13 protein-coding genes are annotated in these 16,920 nt (G+C 68.8%); 7 read left to right on the forward strand and 6 right to left on the reverse strand.

Features of this window, described 5'->3' with window-relative positions:
* Positions 1–169 precede the first annotated feature (169 nt).
* Positions 170–985: a class I SAM-dependent methyltransferase gene (locus tag VNO22_10400; protein ID HXG61777.1), complete on the forward strand. Its 816-nt coding sequence runs from the start codon at positions 170–172 to the stop codon at positions 983–985.
* 64 nt (positions 986–1,049) lie between these two features.
* Here the strand turns inward: VNO22_10400 and VNO22_10405 are convergent, their stop codons facing one another.
* Positions 1,050–1,436, reverse strand: coding sequence for a hypothetical protein (locus VNO22_10405; protein HXG61778.1), 387 nt, complete (start codon positions 1,434–1,436; stop codon positions 1,050–1,052).
* A gap of 197 nt (positions 1,437–1,633) precedes the next feature.
* On the opposite strand from VNO22_10405, the gene VNO22_10410 reads away from it, so the two are divergent.
* The gene (locus VNO22_10410; protein HXG61779.1) at positions 1,634–2,680 is read left to right on the forward strand and encodes a sensor domain-containing diguanylate cyclase; all 1,047 of its coding nucleotides are present in this window, start codon (positions 1,634–1,636) and stop codon (positions 2,678–2,680) included.
* On the opposite strand, the gene VNO22_10415 is transcribed toward VNO22_10410, so the two are convergent.
* From VNO22_10415 to VNO22_10425, 3 genes are read right to left on the reverse strand one after another with little or no spacing between them, the layout of a single operon-like run.
* The gene (locus VNO22_10415) at positions 2,661–3,278 is read right to left on the reverse strand and encodes a hypothetical protein (GenBank protein HXG61780.1); all 618 of its coding nucleotides are present in this window, start codon (positions 3,276–3,278) and stop codon (positions 2,661–2,663) included. The genes VNO22_10410 and VNO22_10415 overlap by 20 nt on opposite strands.
* 17 nt (positions 3,279–3,295) lie before the next feature.
* The gene (gene purD / locus VNO22_10420) at positions 3,296–4,579 is read right to left on the reverse strand and encodes a phosphoribosylamine--glycine ligase (GenBank protein HXG61781.1); all 1,284 of its coding nucleotides are present in this window, start codon (positions 4,577–4,579) and stop codon (positions 3,296–3,298) included.
* A 2-nt stretch (positions 4,580–4,581) separates the two neighbouring features.
* On the reverse strand, positions 4,582–5,769 hold the full coding sequence (locus VNO22_10425; protein ID HXG61782.1) for a HEAT repeat domain-containing protein: 1,188 nt from the start codon (positions 5,767–5,769) through the stop codon (positions 4,582–4,584).
* A 102-nt stretch (positions 5,770–5,871) separates the two neighbouring features.
* Between VNO22_10425 and bshC the strand changes: the two genes are divergently transcribed.
* The gene (gene bshC / locus VNO22_10430) at positions 5,872–7,383 is read left to right on the forward strand and encodes a bacillithiol biosynthesis BshC (protein HXG61783.1); all 1,512 of its coding nucleotides are present in this window, start codon (positions 5,872–5,874) and stop codon (positions 7,381–7,383) included.
* Here bshC and VNO22_10435 read toward each other — a convergent pair whose 3' ends face one another.
* Positions 7,384–8,508, reverse strand: a complete 1,125-nt coding sequence (locus VNO22_10435) for a CofH family radical SAM protein (GenBank protein HXG61784.1) — start codon at positions 8,506–8,508, stop codon at positions 7,384–7,386.
* A gap of 313 nt (positions 8,509–8,821) precedes the next feature.
* Here VNO22_10435 and polA point away from each other — a divergent pair, with 313 nt between their 5' ends.
* The 4 genes from polA to coaD are packed head-to-tail and all read left to right on the forward strand — an operon-like array spanning position 8,822 to position 15,589.
* Positions 8,822–11,509 (forward strand): DNA polymerase I, encoded by a 2,688-nt coding sequence (gene polA, locus VNO22_10440; GenBank protein ID HXG61785.1) that lies wholly within the window; start codon positions 8,822–8,824, stop codon positions 11,507–11,509.
* Entirely contained in the window at positions 11,506–13,818 is a 2,313-nt protein-coding gene (locus VNO22_10445) for a hypothetical protein (GenBank protein ID HXG61786.1), read from the forward strand. Before polA ends, VNO22_10445 begins: the two co-directional genes overlap by 4 nt.
* Positions 13,815–15,110, forward strand: a complete 1,296-nt coding sequence (locus VNO22_10450) for a UDP-glucose/GDP-mannose dehydrogenase family protein (protein ID HXG61787.1) — start codon at positions 13,815–13,817, stop codon at positions 15,108–15,110. Before VNO22_10445 ends, VNO22_10450 begins: the two co-directional genes overlap by 4 nt.
* Positions 15,107–15,589, forward strand: coding sequence for a pantetheine-phosphate adenylyltransferase (gene coaD, locus VNO22_10455; protein ID HXG61788.1), 483 nt, complete (start codon positions 15,107–15,109; stop codon positions 15,587–15,589). Before VNO22_10450 ends, coaD begins: the two co-directional genes overlap by 4 nt.
* Before the next feature lie 9 nt (positions 15,590–15,598).
* On the opposite strand, the gene VNO22_10460 is transcribed toward coaD, so the two are convergent.
* On the reverse strand, positions 15,599–16,708 hold the full coding sequence (locus VNO22_10460) for a hypothetical protein (GenBank protein HXG61789.1): 1,110 nt from the start codon (positions 16,706–16,708) through the stop codon (positions 15,599–15,601).
* Positions 16,709–16,920: the final 212 nt, after the last annotated feature.

Raw genomic sequence — 16,920 nt, forward strand, 5'->3', positions numbered from 1 at the left:
TTCCCGCGGCGGGCCCGCCGCGAGCTGCTCATGGAGACGGCGGGGGAACCGACGCCCCTGGTGGAATTCCTGAAATCGCGATACGGCGCGCTGGAGCGGGACGGGTTCCTGTTTTTCGACCTGCGGGGGACGGCGCGATGAGGCGATATAATAGGCGGAATCCGTTCCGATGGACCTGGAAGACGAACTGAAGCCTTATCGCGGACCTCTCGTCGAAGGGGTCGGCGGATACAAGCTGGATCGGGCGCTTCCGGCGGATCTCTCGCGGCGCGCGCGGCGCGAGGACCTCCTGCGGCGCATCCGGCAGGTGTGGTACATCCGCGCCGAGGGCGGCTGGAAACTTCCGCCGGACCGGATCGGATTGCTCGATCGCCTGCGCGGTTGGCTGCGGGGACGTCGGCCGCAAACGGACGCCGAAAGCCGGCGGTATTGGGAGGAACGGGGAGGGGAGGGCTACGAGAAGGAGGCGTTCTCGGCGGCCTGGCTGGAGCCGGCGCGCCGGACGCTGGGGATCGTCTCGGACTTTCTGAGACGGGAGGGCGTGGGGTCGGTTCTCGAAGTGGGCTGCGGCCCCGGCCGGAACCTGGAGCTCCTGCGGGAGGGAGGGGGGCCGGCCGTCTGGGGGATGGATTTCAGCTTCTCCCAGCTGCGGCGGGCCCGCTCCCGGGGCTTCGCGGTCGCGCAGGCCACCGCCAAGATGTTGCCGGTGCGGGCGAAGTCCGTGGACGCGGTGCTTTTCGCCCAGGTGCTCATTCACGTTCCTCCGCCCGTGGCGCCGGCGCTCGAGGAGGCGGTTCGGGCGGCCCGCCGTTTCGTCCTCCTCCTGGAACAGACGCACGCCGATGCGGGACCGGAAAGCGCGGCGACGGAGACGCCTCACTGCTTTCGGCACGACCTCGTGGGACACATGAGGCGCCTGGTTCCGCGGGCGGAGCTTCTGGAGCTCGGGGGAGATCCGCCGGGGATCCGCGCGTTCCGGCTCTGAGGGCCGGCGAGCGCTCTTGGGGAGCCCTGGGAACCCCAGGGCCCCGGGAAGAGCGTTCGCACGGCTAGCGATCGCTCGGCGCGCGCGGCGGGGCGCCTCCGCCCGCCCCCTTGAACTGAGGGCAGTGCGTCCGCAGACGGCTGATGGCGTCCATCGCCTTGTCCCGGCTCCGGGACGAAACCGCGGAGCGCAGGTCGCTGGCCGCCGTGGTGCACTCGGGCGAGGCCTTGCCCGTGTCGCGGGTCTCGGCGGTGACGGCTTTGTAGACGCGATCCGCGGCCTGCGAGGCCTTGTCCCAGTCGCCCGCCTGGATCGCCTGTTCCGCCGCCTTCAAGTCCGCGTCGCCCATGGGTTGCTGCCCCGGCTGCTGGGGATCGGCCTGAGCCCAGGCCGCCGCGGCCAGGAGCGTCACGCCGAGGACCCACGCGACGCCGAAGGTTCGGTTCGTCATCGGTTCATCTCCTCATGATTCGAGAACACGGTCCATCCATGCCGCACACGTCGACGTTCGGCGGAAGGGAGCGCCCCTCACCTCAAGGATTCGTTCCGTCCGGAAATGTTATTGGGCTCGTCCTCGAGCGGCGGGTCCGGGGCGGGTCCCGCGGAGGTGCTATAATTCGGGCGGATCGGTCGGGAGGGGTGGGCCGCATGCCGATGGGATCGCGCGAGAGGCTGTCCCTGGACGAGGCCACGCTGGGCCGCCTTCGGCCCGTCCTGGAGGTCGTCCGCAAGGCGGGCGTCGAGGTGAGGCTCCGGGACGCGCTTGAGCGGATCCTGGACACGATGATCGAGGCCTGCAACGCCCGGCGGGGTTGCTTCCTGGTGTTCCGCGACGGCAAGTACAAGGTCAAGATCGCGCGGGACCGCTCCGGGCGGGACCTCGGGCGGGCGGAGCTCAGGATCTCCCGGACCGTGCTCAAGGCGGCCCGCGTCGGCGGCCGCCGGGTGGTCTGCTCCAACATCCGGACGGATCCCGCCTTCCGGCTCGTCGACAGCGTCCATGCGCTGGACCTCCTGTCGGTCCTGTGCCTGCCCCTGCGGGTGGCGGGAAAGACGGCGGGCGTCTTCTACCTGGACAACTCGGAAATCATCGGCGCTTTCGGCCCCCGCCAGGTGGAGGTGGCCGAGATCCTGGCGGAACACGCGGCCATCGCGGTGGAGAAGGATCTGCTGCGACGCCAATCTTCCCTGGACCGGCTGACGAAGCTCTACAACCATGCCGCCTTCCGGCGCCGGGTGGAGCGCGAGCTGGAGCGGGCCCGGCGCGAAGGCCGCCGGTTCGGGGTCCTGATGCTGGACCTGGACGATTTCAAGAGCATCAACGACACGTACGGCCACGACGCGGGCAACGAGGTTCTGCGCCACGTGGCGCGGACGCTGGCGGGCACGGTGCGGGCGTCGGACCTCGTGGCGCGGCCCACGGTGGCGCGGTTCGGCGGAGACGAATTCGAAATCCTGCTGCCCGGGGCGGGCCGCGAGGGGGCGTTGGGAACCGCGCGGCGCCTGGTGGCGGCGCTCGGCGGGGCCGCGGTGCCGTGGAACGGCCGATCCCTGCGCGTGTCGGTCTCGGTGGGCGGAGCGGTTTTTCCGGACGACGCCTCCGGGGCGGGGGAGCTCCTGCGGCGGGCGGACGAAGCGCTCTACGCGAGCAAGCGTTCGGGGAAGAACCGGGCGGTCATGTACGGGCGGGCGTGACCGTCCCGCTCAGGAGCCCGGTCGCCGCGAAGCGCGATTCGATCGCTTCCAGGATCCGGCGGGCCAGCTCCTCCCGATGAGGCGCCAGTTCGGGACCCTGGAGGTAACGCCCGACGGTCTTCGGCAGGCGGCGGAGGAACGCGCGGGCGAACTCGCGCGCCCCGCGGGCGGACCCGCCGCCGGCGTCGAGAATCGCACGGACTTCCCGTTCGAAGAAACCCACGTGGGTTTCCTCGTCGGCCGCGATATGCCCCAGGTCCGGCCGCACGGAGACGAGCAGGCGCGCGAACTCCAGTCCGAGCGCTTCGTATCCGTAGAGCTGCACGGCCAGGGCGTGCCATTGGCCGGGCACGCGCGGGGGGGCTTCCTTCTGGCGGGCCCGCACCCCCGTAAGCGCCTCGAATTCCCTGAGGTGCCGTCCCTCTTCTTCCTCGTGGCGGCGCAGGAATTCGAGCGCGTGGGGCGGAACGGCCGCGCGGGGAGAAGGGCCCGCGGGGCGCATGACCTGGGCGGCCCGCACGGCCCAGAGCGCCATCGCCTCCGCGCGGAGAAACCGCTCCAGGAGGGGACGTTCGCAGTCGGCGGGGAGGCGCGTCATGGTCCGGGTCCGCGCCTTCAGGCGTCCTGTCCGAGGGCCGCCAGGCCCTTGGCGCCGATGTCCGTGCGGTAGTGAGAGGCCTTGAACTGGATCTTGCGGACGGCCGCGTAGGCGTTTTCCTGGGCGCGCTTGAGGGTTTCCCCCTGGGCGGTCACCCCCAGGACGCGCCCGCCGGCGGTGACGAGCTTGCCGTCCTTGAGCGCCGTTCCGGCGTGGAAGACGACCGCCCCCGTGGCCTCCGCCTCTTCGATTCCCGTAATCTCGTACCCCGTTTCGTAGTTCCCGGGATACCCGCCGGAGGCCATAACGACGCAGACGGCGGGGCGCGGGTCCCATTCCAGCTCCGCCTGGTCGAGTTTCTCGTCGATCGTCGCCAGAAGAACGGGAACGAGGTCGCTCTTGAGCGCCATCATGAGGGGTTGGCATTCGGGATCGCCGAAGCGCACGTTGAACTCGAGCACCTTCGGGCCGCTCTTGGTGAACATGATGCCCGCGTAGAGAACGCCCTTGAACCGCCGCTGCTCCTTGTTCATCGCGTGGACGATCGGAACGAGCACCTCGCGGATGACGCGCGAGTAGTCCCGCTCGCCGGCGACGGGGGCGGGCGTGTAGGCGCCCATGCCTCCCGTGTTCGGACCCCGATCCCCGTCGTAGACGCGCTTGTGGTCCTGGGTGCTCTGAAGGGGGGCGATCGAGCGGCCGTCCGTGAAGGCCATGACCGACGCCTCCACGCCGTTGAGGAACTCCTCGACGACCACCTGCTCGCCGGCCTTGCCGAAGACTTTCTTTTCCATCATGGCCTCGACGGCCACGACCGCCTCGCTTTCCGAGTGGCAGATGACGGCGCCCTTGCCGCCCGCCAGGCCGTCCGCCTTGACGACGAGGGGGTAGGGAGAGGACTTCACGAACTGCAGGGCCGCCTTGGCCTGCGTGAAGACCCGGTAGTTGGGCGTGGGGATTCCATAGCGCCGCAGGAGGTTCTTGCAGAAAACCTTGCTGCCCTCGAGCTCGGCCGCCTCCCGGGTGGGGCCGAAGGCGCGCAGGCCGTGTTCCTGGAAGAGGTTGACGAGGCCCTTGCAGAGCGGCCCCTCGGGGCCCACGACCGTCAGGTCGATCGCCTCCTTGCGGGCGAACTCGAGGAGCCCCTCCACGTTGTCCGGCGTGATGTCCACGCACTCGGCGAGGCGTGCGATTCCCGCGTTTCCGGGAGCGGCGTACACCTTGCGGACGAGGGGGGAGCGGGCGATTTTCCAGGCGAGCGCGTGTTCGCGCCCGCCGCTGCCGACGATGAGCACCTTCATGATCAGTCCTTGCCGGATTTCTGGAGCCAGGCGCGCCAGCGGGCCGGATCCTCGCCGAAGTCCTGTCCGGTGGCCGCCCGGAGCGCGGTCGCGACGGCCGCCTTTTCCTCCCGCAGCCGCGCCAGGAGTTCGCGGTCGGCCCCTCCGTCCCGGGGGATCCGCCGGACCTGCGGCAGCCGGACCACGGTCCCGTCGCGCAGCACCATGGTTTTCTGGACGATGACCGTCAGGGGCTGAAGGGATTCCGCCTGCTGGATCATTTCGATCGAATTTTCGAGCGCCTGCACGAGGTAGGGCGCCGCCCGGCGGTCGGGAAAGGCGGTCATCGCCTCCAGGCACCGGAGGCGGGCGCTTACGGATTCTTCTCCCAGGAAGGGAACGAAGTAGAGCGCCGTGTCCGGGTGGGCGATCGCGCGGAGCGCCGCCAGAGCCACCGGTCGGAGGTCCTCGTCCTCGTCCCAGAGCGCCCGCCGCGCCAGCGGCCGCGCCGCCGCCGGCTCCTTCATGCGGCCCAGTTCCTCATAGACGAACCGGCGCGTGTGCCGGGAGGGGCTGGTCAGGGCGGCCAGGTAGAATTTCGCCTTGTAACGGTCGTCGATGCGGGCGAGGGCTTCGATGGCCTCGAGGCGCGCCTTTTCGTCCGAGGAACGGGTCCGATCCAGGAGATTCCGGACCTGTTCGGAGATCCGGCGGTCGAGCTCCTTCTGTTCCTCGAGCGCGACGTCCAGCGCTTTCTCCTCCGGGGTCATCCAGCGGCCCTTGTGGCGGACCAGGCCGCGGGCTTCGTGGTACTCGTCCTCGGTCACCCACCGGCCCTCATGGCGCCGGTACCCGAGCGCCGTGCGGGCTTCCTCGTGCTCGGGGTCGAGCGCCAGGATTTTCCGGTATTCCTGGGCGGCCTGCGCGGGAAGCTTTTTCTGAAGGCACCAGCGGGCCAGGGACAGCCGCCCCTCGAGATCCTTTTCGCCGAGGGAGCGCGAGCGCTCCTGGTAGACCTCTTCGTCGGTCTTCTTGGGCGTGACGCGGCGGACCATGTGCTTGGGATAGACGATGGAGAGCCCGGGGCGGGTGACGCGGATGGAATCGCCCAGATCTTCGACGCGGCCTTCGACGACCGCGCCCGTGGTCAGCTCCACCTCGTCGGCCGGGGCGGCGAACGCGCAAAGGAGGAGCGCCGCGGAGATGCTCATGGAACGGCTTCGATTCTAGCAGGGCCCGGGGAAATTGACAAGCGCGCCGGCCGCGCCTACCATGCACGGCGCCTGAAGACGCGGTTCGTCGGCTACGACCTCCTGAGCGCGCGCTATCCGTCCCTTTTCGTCTCCTACCTCCGGGACGACGGGCGGGCCTCCGCGCTTTTTGCCCACCGCTATCGGGATCCGGACGTTCTGGTGGCGCGGGCGCGTCAGGCCGCGGGGAAGGGGCTTGAGCGGGAGGTCCTGGACGTCCTGCGGGAATACCACCGGGGGCTGGGGGCTCCGGCCGAAGCGCGGGAGGCGCTCGAGAAACTGGGGCGGGGCGCGGCGGCCGTGGTCACCGGCCAGCAGCCGTCGCCGGGCGGCGGGCCTCTCTACAATCTCTACAAGGCGGCCACCGCGATTCGTCTGGCCGAAGCGATCGAGTCCCGGGGGGTTCCCTGCGTGGCGGTGTTCTGGAACCATTCCGACGACGTGCGGCGGCCGGGTCTGGGGTCGGCTTTCCCGGATCGGGAGAACCGCGTGCGGGAGGTGCCGTTGCCGCCGCCGGAGGATCCGCAGGCGACGCTCTTCGAGGAGGGTTCGGACGAAGCGCTGCGCATGTTCGGCGCGGTGCTCGCGGAAGCTCTTCCGTCCACGGAGTTCCGCCCGTGGCTGGAAGGCTTGATACGCGAGGCGCACCGGGGAAGCGTGGCGGAGTGTTTCTCGAGGACCCTGTGGGGTCTTCTGGGGCGCCGGGCGCTGGTGGTCGTGGAGCCTCGTCATCTGGAAGGCCGCCGTCAGGCGGAGCTTTTCGAACGCCATCTGGCCGATCCGGGACGGTTTTCGCGCGCGGTCGAGGAGGGGCGCGCGGCGGTCCGGGCGGCGGGGTTCGAGGATCAGCTGGGCCGGGAGGTGGGGCTGGATCTTTTCGAGATCCGGGCCGGGCGGCGCTTCCGGTGGGAGGGGCGAGGGCGGCCGTCGGGGCGGCTTTCGGCGGGCGTGGCGCTTCGGCCGCTCGTTCAGGACGTCGTGCTGCCCACGTGCGCGTACGTGGGCGGGCCCGGCGAGGTGGGCTACCAGGCGGCGCTCCTTCCGGCCTACCGGGCGCTGGAGATCGAGCCGCCCGTGGTCTTTCCGCGCGCCACCGGAACGATCCTGGAGCCTAAGATCGCGCGGCTCATCGAGAAGGCGGGCCTGACGGACGCGGAGCTTTTCGCGGACGGAACCGCTCTCTTGCCTCGGTTCCTGGGGCCGGAGGTTCCGGACGTGCCGGGGGAGCTGGAGCGCCTGGGGGTCCGTTTCCTCGAGGAGGTGGACCGGCGCCTGGGGGCGCTCGCCGCGCTGCCGGCGATGGGGCGGGCGCGGGAACGGACGGCGGCGAAGATCCAGGAAGCGCTGGCGGCGCTGGCCGAACGGGTGCGCGAGGAGCAGGCGCGGCAGGAAACGACGGGCCGGGGTCAGTGGGCGAAGCTCGTCACGCACGTCTTACCGGGGGGGAAACTTCAGGAGCGCGTCTTCACCCCGCTGTACTACGCCTGCCTTTTCGGCCCTTCGCTGGCGGAGGAGGTTGCCGGGGCGCTCGATCCGTTCGCGTTCGCGCACGCGCTTCTGGAGCCCGCCGTCTGATCAGGCGAGGACGAGTTCCTCTTTGCGGCGGGCGGGCGCGGCGCCGAGCGTCTTGATCGCGTACGGTTCCCGTTCGGTCAGCACGCGGCCGGCCTTCTGGAGGGCGGTCCGCACGGTCGGGACGGGAACGCCGCCACGGCCGTTCACCTCGGGCAGCCGGATCTCGCACGGATCGTACGTCAGCGCGCCCAGGTCGTTGGCCCCGGCCCCGAGGCACCGCACGGCCAGATCCAGCCCGATCTTGGTCCAGTCCACCTGGATGTTCCGGATGAGGCGGTTGAAGTAGATGCGGGCGACGGCGAACATCTGCAGGACGCGGTCGGCGGGGGCGGGCTGGCGGATCTTGTGGGCGCGGGCCAGGTCGGTGCCGTTGGGAACGAACGCGAGCGGCTCGAAGGCGGTGAAGCCGCCGGTTTCGCGCTGGATGTTCTTGATGATCTCCAGATGCTCGCAGACGTAGATCTCGTCTTCGACGTGTCCGAAAAGAATCGTGGCCGTGGAAGAGATTCCCAGGCGATGGGCGGTGCGGACGATGTCCGCCCAGTCCGAGGTGCGCAGCTTGTCGGAGCAGATCTTCTTGCGCACCTTGTCGTTGAGGATGTCGGCGGAGTCGCCGGAGAGGGAGTCCAGGCCGGCCTCGCGGAACTTCCGGAGGATCTCCTGCGGGGCGGTGCGGGTGCGCTTGGCCAGGAAATGGATTTCGGACGGCGAGTAGCCGTGAATATGGATCTGGGGGAACGCGTCGCGGACGGCGCGCAGGACGTCGAGGTGATAGTTCAGGTTCAGGTCCGGATTGAGGCCGCCCTGAAGGACGACCTGGCGGACGGGGCCGGCGTCGCGGATCTGCCGGACGACGTCGGCGGGGGAGAGGGTGAAGGCGCTCTTCTGTCCCTTGCGCCGGTAGAAGGAGCAGAAGGAACATTCCGCGCGGCAGATGTTGGTGTAGTAGACCTGCTTGCTGCGGACGAAGGTGACGACGTTGCGGTGGAGCCTCTGGCTGAGCGTGTCGGCGACGCGCATCAGCTCGGGGAGGATCTTCGTATCCTCCCTCATGAGCATGAGGGCCTCGATGGCCGTGATCTCTTCCCTGTGAAGTACCGTTTCCAGGATGACTTTCGGGTCCATGACCCCTCCGGGGAATAGGGCACCGAGAAACGGTCCGACGACTTTGGTACTGCTTCGAAAAGAGCGACGGGAGGCGTCGCGCAGGAATGCGCCCTCCCCACCCCGCAACGTCTTGGATCGCGGCGACGAACGGGGCGGATTATAGGGAAACCCTTCCGCGAGTTCAAGGCCCCATCTTCGCGCGCTTGAAGACGGCGAGGCGCCGGGCGGAGGCCCGTGTTCGGGAGGGAGCCCGGGGCGCGCGCCTTCGGGATCGGGGTTCCTGATTCGGTTCCTGTTCAGCCGCCGGGCTTTGTGATAAAGTCACCCGCGCATGGCGCCCCGCCTGTACCTCATCGACGCCTCCTCCTACGCGTACCGGGCGTTCTTCGGCGTGCGCGGGCTGACCACGTCCAAGGGACTGCCCACGAACGCGGCCTTCGGCTTCACGAGCATGCTCTGGCACGTGTTGCGGACCGAAAAACCCGAGCTCGTGGGCCTGGTCTTCGACGCCCCGGGAGCCACCTTTCGCGAAGAGATCTACCGCGACTACAAGGCGACCCGGCAGGCGACGCCGGAAGACCTCGTCCGCCAGCAGCCGTATCTGCGCCGGATCGCCCGCGCCTTCAACGTCGAGACGCTGGAGGTCTCCGGCGTCGAGGCGGACGACGTGATCGGCACGCTGGCGCGGCGGGCGGCCGCCGCGGGGCACGAGGTGGTCCTCATCACCGGGGACAAGGACTTCATGCAGCTGGTGACCAAGCGGGCCGGGGATCCCGGGCCGGGAATCCTCCTGTACGACGACTTCAAACAGCTCCGCATCGGCATCGACGAGGTCGTCGAACGGTTCGGAGTTCCGCCGGAACGGGTGGTGGACGTTCTGGCGCTCGAAGGGGACTCCAGCGACAACATCCCGGGGGTGCGCGGGATCGGCCCGAAGACGGCGGCCCAGCTCGTCCGCGAGTTCGGCTCGGTCGAGGGGATTCTGGCGAATCTCGATCGCGTGAAGCCCCGCGTCCGGGCGCTTCTGGAGGCCGAGCGGGAGCAGGCGCTCCTGTCCAAGAAGCTCGCCGCCATCCGGTGCGATCTCGACCTTCCCTTCGATCCGGCCCGCTTCGCGCGGCGCGATCCCGACCGCGCGGCCCTCATCGAAATCTTCACGGAGCTGGAGTTTCACCGCTTCCTGCGAGAACTCGAGGCCGAGGCGCCGAGGCGCCGGGCGGCGCCCTCGGAGGGGTACCGGCTGATCCTGACGCGGGAGGAGCTGGAGGCGCTGGCGGCTTCGCTCCGGGGGGTGCCGCGCCTCTCGGTGGATCTCGAAACGACGTCGCCCGACCCGATGCGCGCGCGCATCGTGGGGATCTCGCTGTGCGCCCGGGAGGGGGAGGCCGCCTACGTGCCGGTCGGCCACACGTACCTCGGCGCGCCGCCGCAGCGGGCGCTGGAGGAGGTCCTGGAGGCGCTGCGGCCGATCCTCCAGGATCCCTCGGTGGGCAAGATCGGCCAGAATCTCAAGTTCGACGCGCTCGTGCTGCGGCGGCACGGCGTGGAGCTGGCGCCGATCGTCTTCGACACCATGGTCGGGGCGTATCTGGTCAATCCCGATCAGGGGCCGTTCAACCTGGAGACGCTGGCGCGCCGCTTCCTGGGCCACGACAAGCTCCTTTTTGAGGACCTCGTGGGCCGGGGAAAGGGGCAGCTCACGTTCGATCAGGTGCCCGTGGAGCGGGCCCGCGACTACAGCGCCGAGGACGCCGACCTGGCCTTCCGGCTGACGCCGATCCTCGAGCGCAAGGTCCGGGAAGACGGCATGGGGCCGCTTCTGGAGGAGATCGAGCTTCCCCTGATCGGCGTGCTCGTGGAGCTGGAGCGCAACGGGGTCCGGATCGACCCCGCCTACTTCGCGTCCCTTTCGCGGGAGTTCGAGAAGCGGCTGTTCGAGATCTCCCGCGAGGCGTTCCGCTTGGCGGGCGAGGAATTCAACCTCGATTCGCCGCGGCAGCTCCAGCGGATTCTTTTCGAGAAGCTGAAGCTGGCCCGCGGGCGGCGGACGAAAACGGGCTTCTCGACGGACGTGGCGGTGCTCGAGAAGCTGGCCGCGGAGCACGAGCTGCCGGCGCGGATTCTCGAGTACCGGGCGCTGGCCAAGCTCAAGAGCACCTACATCGACGCGCTTCCGGGGCTCGTCCATCCGGAGACGGGCCGGATCCACACCTCCTACAATCAGGCGGTCGCCGCCACGGGCCGGCTTTCCTCGAGCGAGCCGAACCTCCAGAACATTCCCGTCCGCACCGCGGAAGGCCGGCTCATCCGCAAGGGGTTCGTGCCGGAGCCCGGGCGGAAGCTCGTGGGGGCGGATTACTCGCAGATCGAGCTTCGTCTCCTGGCGCATCTTTCGGAGGATCCCCGCCTGTCGGCAGCCTTCCACGAGGGGCGCGACGTTCACGCGGCGACCGCCGAGGAGATCTTCGGGACCTCCGATCCCGAGGCGCGCCGGCGCGCCAAGGCGATCAACTTCGGCATCATCTACGGAATGAGCGCCTTCGGTCTGGCTCAGCGGCTGGGGATCGACGCGCGGCTGGCGCAGGAATACATCGACCGCTACTTCGCGCGCTACCCGGGGGTGCGCGCGTGGCTGGACGGGACGCTGGCGGAGGCGGAGCGGCAGGGATACGTCCGCACCCTCTTCGGCCGTCGGCGGTACGTTCCCGAGCTTCGGTCGCGGAACCGCACGATCCGGGGACAGGCCGAGCGGGTGGCCGTCAACGCGCCGGTTCAGGGCACGGCCGCGGATCTCATGAAGAAGGCGATGATCCAGGTCGAGCGCCGGCTTCGCGGGACGGGGGCGTTCCTCATCCTGCAGGTGCACGACGAGCTGGTGCTCGAGGCTCCGGCGGAGCGCGCGGCGGAGGCGGGGCGCCTGGTGCGGGAGGAGATGGAGCGGGTCCACCCGCTGCGGGTTCCGCTCCGGGTGGACGTCGCGGCGGGCGGCACGTGGGCGGAGATGGAGGAGATCCGGTGAGGGGGACGGGCCGGGCGCGGCTCGGTCTGGCGGCGGCGCTTCTGGCGCCCCTCGGGGGGCTCCGCGCCCAGGAGGCCGATCCGGGGGCGCGGGCTCAGGAGGGGCGCCTGGACGTGTGGGCCGGCGAGGAGATCGTCCACTGGACCGAGGAGGGGCGCGACGCGCTCTTTCTGACCGGTCAGGTCCGGGTCCGCCGCGGCGACATCGAAATGACCGCGGCGCGCGCCCTCGCCTGGGTCCGCCAGGGGACCCTCGAGGAGGTCTACGCCGAGGGCAACGTGATTCTCCGCCAGGGCACCCAGCGCATGCGCGCGGAGCGACTGTACTTCAACTTCGCCCGCAACCGGGCCTACATCGTGGATTTGCGGCTTCAGGGCACCAGCGAGACGCTGCGCAACCAGATTTTCTACGTCGCCGCGCGCGAGGCGCGCATGAGCGCGGACGGGGTGATCGAAGCCGAGGGCATCTCGATCACGACGTGCAATTACGGAATTCCCCACTACCATCTTTCGATCGACGAGGCGCGCCTGGTGGGGCGGGAGCGCTACGAGCCCCGTCCGGGACGGCCGGTGATCTGGCCTTACCGGAGCTGGCAGGTTCAGATCGAGGACGTCTACCCGGAGCTCATGGGCGCGCCGATCTTCTTCCTTCCGGGACTCATTCTGGGACCGTGGGTGAAGGATATCCCCGTCCGGTCCGTGCAGTACGGACGGACTTCCCGGTTCGGGCACTACGTGCTGACCGAGTTCGGCCTGAAGCTCAAGGCTCAGGGGGAGGACGGCAAGCCCCGCGTCTGGGGGGAGCTTTCGGCGGAGGCCGACTGGCGCCAGAAACGGGGCGGGGCCGGCGGCCTGGATCTGCGCTACGGGTGGGAGGGCTATCACGGCTTCCTGGACACGTACTTTTTGCACGATCAGGGGCGCGACCTCGACGTTTCGTTCGACCAGCGCATGGAGGCGGAGGATCCGCTGCGGCGGAAGGAGCGCGGCCGGGCGCACTTCTTCCACCGTCACGATCTGGACGCCCACTGGCGCTACGAGCTCGAAGCGCACTACCTTTCCGACCGGAGCCTCCGCGAAGAGTTCTTCGAGAAGGAATTCAAGGAATCCAAGGAACCCGAGACCGCGGCCTACCTCCGCTGGGTGGACGGAATCCTGGGCGGCTACGCGTACGAGCGCCACCGGCTCAACGACTTTCAGACCCAGAACGAGTATCTGCCCCGGGTGAACGTTTCGCTTCTGAGCTATCCCTTTCTCGAAGGAATCCTCGACAACGTTTACTGGACCCAGCGCTTCGACGTGGTGCACATCCGGCGACGGTTCGACGAGGACCTCGATCTCGAATCCGCCCGCGCCTGGCGGATGGACACGGTGACGGAACTGTCGATGCCGTGGGATCTGGGGCCGGTTCAGCTTTCCCCGTTCGGGCGGAACCGGCTGACGGTGTACGAGGACGACCTCCAAGGGGAAACCGAAGCGCGGGCGCTCTGGACGGCGGGAGGGAGGCTGGTGACCCAGGCGCACGCGACGTACGCGGACTGGGCGTGGCGGGCCGTCGGTCTGCGCGGTCTGCGGACCGTGGTCGAGGCGGAGCTGCGGTACGCGCGGACGTTCGACACGAACGTGCCCCCGTCGGAGCTCTTCCCGTTCGAAGAGGTGGATCAGCTCGATGAGTTCGAGGAGGTCGCCCTCGAAGTCCGCCATCGGCTCCTGACCAAGGACGAGAGGGGAAAGCCGTTCGAATTCTTCGAAGGGGTTGTGTCCCTGGAGTATTATCCGGAGGCCCGCCGGGACACGACGTTCGCCAATCCGAACACGCTGGAATTCCCCTTCTCGTGGATCGGCCTGGCCCCCGGTTCGGGGGGCGTCTTCGAGCGCCGTTCCGTTTCGAATCTCCACTACGATCTGGCTTTCCGGCCGCGAAGTTTTTTATGGTTCCGCGGGGCGGGCGAGTATAATCCCGAGACCCGCCACGAGGAAGTCCGGGAGCTGTCCGCCGGGGCGACTCCGTTTGCGGGACTGGGCCTTTCGGTCCGGCAGACGTTCGTCCGGGGCGTCACGGACGCCGTCGGGGCGGAGGTGAGCTGGTCCCTGACCCCCAAGTGGTCGGTGACGGGGGCCGTTCAGTACGACTTCAAGATCGACGAATACTTGTCCCAGAGCCTGACGGTGTCCCGAGACTATCACGACTTCCTCCTCCAGGCGGTGGTCGAGCGCGATTTCGGGCGCGACGATCGCCGCTTCTACGTCACGGTGGTTCCGAAGTTCGCCGCGACCGCCCGGGGCGCCGGCGGAGCCGGCCGGCCATGAACGTTTCGGTCATCGGAACGGGGCATGTCGGCCTGCCGACGGGCGCCTGCCTGGCGGAGCGGGGCCATCACGTTCTTTGCGTGGACAGCGACGGCGCGAAGATCCGGGCGCTGCGCGCCGGGCGGATCCCGTTCTACGAGCCGGGCCTGGAGGAGGTCGTCCGCCGGAACGTGAAGGCGGGCCGCCTTCGCTTCGGCGGCTCCAACGCCGACGCGACGGCCTTCGGGAAGGTGATCTTCATCTGCGTCCCGACGCCTCCCCGCGGAGACGGCGGAGCGGACCTGACGTACATCGAATCCGTCTCGCGGGACATCGCCGCGGCGCTTTCCGACTATCGACTGATCGTCGAGCGCAGCACGGTGCCGGTCCGGACCGGCGAGCACGTCAAGGCGGTGATCACGAAGTACGCCCGCGGGGGCAAGGATTTCGACGTGGCTTCGAACCCCGAGTTCCTACGGGAAGGCTCGGCCGTGGAAGATACGCTTCATCCCGACCGCGTCGTGCTCGGGGTCGAGACGCGCCGCGCCGAGATGATCCTCCGGGAACTGTACGCCCCGTTCAAGGCGCCGATCCTGGTGACGGACATCAAGAGCGCGGAGCTCATCAAGCACGCCTCGAACTCGTTTCTGGCGCTGAAGATCTCGTACATCAACGCGATCGCGGCTCTGTGCGAGAAGGCGGGCGCCAACGTGATCGAGGTGGCCCGCGGGATGGGGATGGACCGCCGCATCGGGCCGCACTTCCTGCGGGCCGGCATCGGATACGGAGGGTCCTGCTTTCCCAAGGATGTCGCCGCCTTCGAGGCCATCGCGCGGGATCTCGGGTACGATTTCGGTCTGTTGCGGGAGGTGCAGCGGATCAATCAGGAGGCCTGCGACCGCTTCGTCAAGAAGGTGGAACAGGAGCTGTGGATCGTGAAGGGAAAGACCATTGCGGCCTGGGGGCTTTCGTTCAAGCCGGACACGGACGACGTGCGCGAGTCGGTCGCCCTCAAGGTCGTCTCCCGCCTGGTCGGGCTCGGCGCCCGCGTGCGGGCCTACGATCCGCGGGCCAACGGGGAAGCCCGCGGGGTCCTGGGGCGCTCGGTCGCCTTCTGCCGGAGCGCGCTCGAGGCCGCCCGCGGCGCCGACTGCGCGCTTCTTCTGACCGAATGGGAAGAATTCGGACGGCTGGACCTGCGCAAAGTCCGGCGCGTCATGGCCCATCCCACGATCCTCGACGGGCGCAATTTCTTCGATCCGGAGAAGGTCCGGGAACTCGGCTTCACCTATCGGAGCGTCGGACGGCCATGAGCGTCGCGGTTTATCCCGGCAGCTTCGACCCGATCACGAACGGGCACCTGGACGTCATCCGCCGCGGCGCCAAGATCTTCGACCGGCTGATCGTGGCCGTGGCCGACAACCCCGCCAAGCAGGCCCTCTTCACCAAGGACGAGCGGGTCGAGATGATCCGGGAAGTCACCCGAGGCTTCCGGAACGTGGAGGTGGATTCGTTCGACGGACTCGTGGTCGATTACGTCCGCCGCCGCAAGGCGCACGTCATCCTGCGCGGGATCCGGACGATCTCGGATTTCGAATACGAATACCAAATGGCGCTGACGAACCGGACGTTCGCGCCGGACATCGAGACGACGTTTCTCCTCACCCACGAGGAGTACTCGTTCATGAGCTCGCGGCTGATCAAGGAAGCGGCCTCTCTGGGAGGGGACGTGAGCGCGTTCCTGCCCAAGGAGGTCGAAAAACGCCTTCGGGCCAAACTGCGCAAGCCGTAGGGCCCGCCGCTACTTCTTCTCCTCGATCACCTCGACGAAGTCGCCCCGCTGGATGTCCTCGAACCGGGTTTCCCCTTCCGGCCGGGCCCAGGAGCCCCAGACCTGCACGTCCGTGAGGACGAGGGTGCCGACCTTCTGGCCGCGCCGGCGCACTTCGCAGCGGGTTCCCGGCTTGACGCCGTCCTGCCGCCGGAGATTGACGGCGATGAGGTTGCGCTTCTCGTCGCTCAGGGCCACCTGGCCCGTCAAAGCCTTCTTGATCTCCCGGACGCTCACCTCGTCGCCGATTTCGGGGGGAGGCCCGGAGAGCGAACCGTCCACGATGTGAGCCACGCAGAAGTCCCGATCCACCCGGTCGATCCGGAGCCGGGCCGCGGGAACTCCGTCCTTGTAGAAGTAGAGCAGGTCCGATTGACGGGCCCCCTGGGCGGAGCCGTAATCGACGGTGTATCCGGCGTTGGCGCCGCGCCCCGCGCGTCCCGTGATGCGGTACATCCCCGGACGGGACGGTTCGGCGGACCGGGTCCCCTCGGCGGAGGGCTTCGCCGCGACCGGCGGAAGCGCGCGGACGGCCACGGCATCGTCGTGGACTTTCATGTCCTCGGCCCGGCCCTCGGTCACCTTGAGCTTGGACATCGACTCTTCCTGGCCGATGTACTTCTCGAACTCCGCGGCTCCGAGGCGCACCGGCTTGGGCTCGGGGTTTCCGTTTTCGTAGACGTCCCGAAAGATTTCGAAGGTGTAGCCCGGCTGGACGCGGGGCTTGCCGGCGTCGATGTAGATCCATTGGAACTGCGGATCCACGTAGACCACCTTGGCGCGCAGGACGTCCCGCGGGCCGGAGGTCTTTTCCGGGGCCTTGGGAGCGCTCGCCGGGGCGGAGGGGGGCGGCGCTTCTGCCGGGGCGGGCGCCTCGGCGCGGGCCTCCAGGAGCTTGAGCGCGGTCCGGAGACGCTGGATCGTCTCGGCGTTCCGGAGCGCGGCCTGCTCCAGAAGCTCCAGCCGTTCCCGGAGCTCCCGGTTCTCCTTGCGGAGCGTTTCGATCTCGCGGGCGCGGGGATCGTCGGCCGCGGGGTCCTGGACGCCGAGCGCCAGGAGCATTGCCCATACGGCGGTCATGAAAACCTCCTCGCCAAGGCGCCAATTATAAGGACGGCCGATCGCCCGTTTCAACCCTCAATTCCCGGGAACAGAAATTGCTCGAGTCAGTCCCGGCGGCGCTGGCCTCGGAGGGGCTGGGGTTCCATCGGACCGCGCTGGGGCTTGATGTTACTTTTTGGTGAGAGAAAGAAAGTAAGGCGTGTCGAACCCTTCCACGACAGCGTATTTGT

The organism is Planctomycetota bacterium (genome assembly GCA_035574235.1).
In the GTDB taxonomy this organism is placed as follows: Bacteria; Planctomycetota; MHYJ01; order MHYJ01; family JACPRB01; genus DATLZA01.

What these genes read in the sequence shown, in the direction of transcription:
- coaD (HXG61788.1), top strand. Translation starts at nt 15,107, where the DNA reads ATGAGCGTCGCGGTTTATCCCGGCAGCTTCGACCCGATCACGAACGGG.
- VNO22_10450 (HXG61787.1), top strand. Translation starts at nt 13,815, where the DNA reads ATGAACGTTTCGGTCATCGGAACGGGGCATGTCGGCCTGCCGACGGGC.
- purD (HXG61781.1), bottom strand. Translation starts at nt 4,579, where the DNA reads ATGAAGGTGCTCATCGTCGGCAGCGGCGGGCGCGAACACGCGCTCGCC.
- VNO22_10435 (HXG61784.1), bottom strand. Translation starts at nt 8,508, where the DNA reads ATGGACCCGAAAGTCATCCTGGAAACGGTACTTCACAGGGAAGAGATC.
- polA (HXG61785.1), top strand. Translation starts at nt 8,822, where the DNA reads ATGGCGCCCCGCCTGTACCTCATCGACGCCTCCTCCTACGCGTACCGG.
- VNO22_10460 (HXG61789.1), bottom strand. Translation starts at nt 16,708, where the DNA reads ATGACCGCCGTATGGGCAATGCTCCTGGCGCTCGGCGTCCAGGACCCC.
- VNO22_10405 (HXG61778.1), bottom strand. Translation starts at nt 1,436, where the DNA reads ATGACGAACCGAACCTTCGGCGTCGCGTGGGTCCTCGGCGTGACGCTC.
- VNO22_10400 (HXG61777.1), top strand. Translation starts at nt 170, where the DNA reads ATGGACCTGGAAGACGAACTGAAGCCTTATCGCGGACCTCTCGTCGAA.
- VNO22_10425 (HXG61782.1), bottom strand. Translation starts at nt 5,769, where the DNA reads ATGAGCATCTCCGCGGCGCTCCTCCTTTGCGCGTTCGCCGCCCCGGCC.
- VNO22_10415 (HXG61780.1), bottom strand. Translation starts at nt 3,278, where the DNA reads ATGACGCGCCTCCCCGCCGACTGCGAACGTCCCCTCCTGGAGCGGTTT.
- VNO22_10410 (HXG61779.1), top strand. Translation starts at nt 1,634, where the DNA reads ATGCCGATGGGATCGCGCGAGAGGCTGTCCCTGGACGAGGCCACGCTG.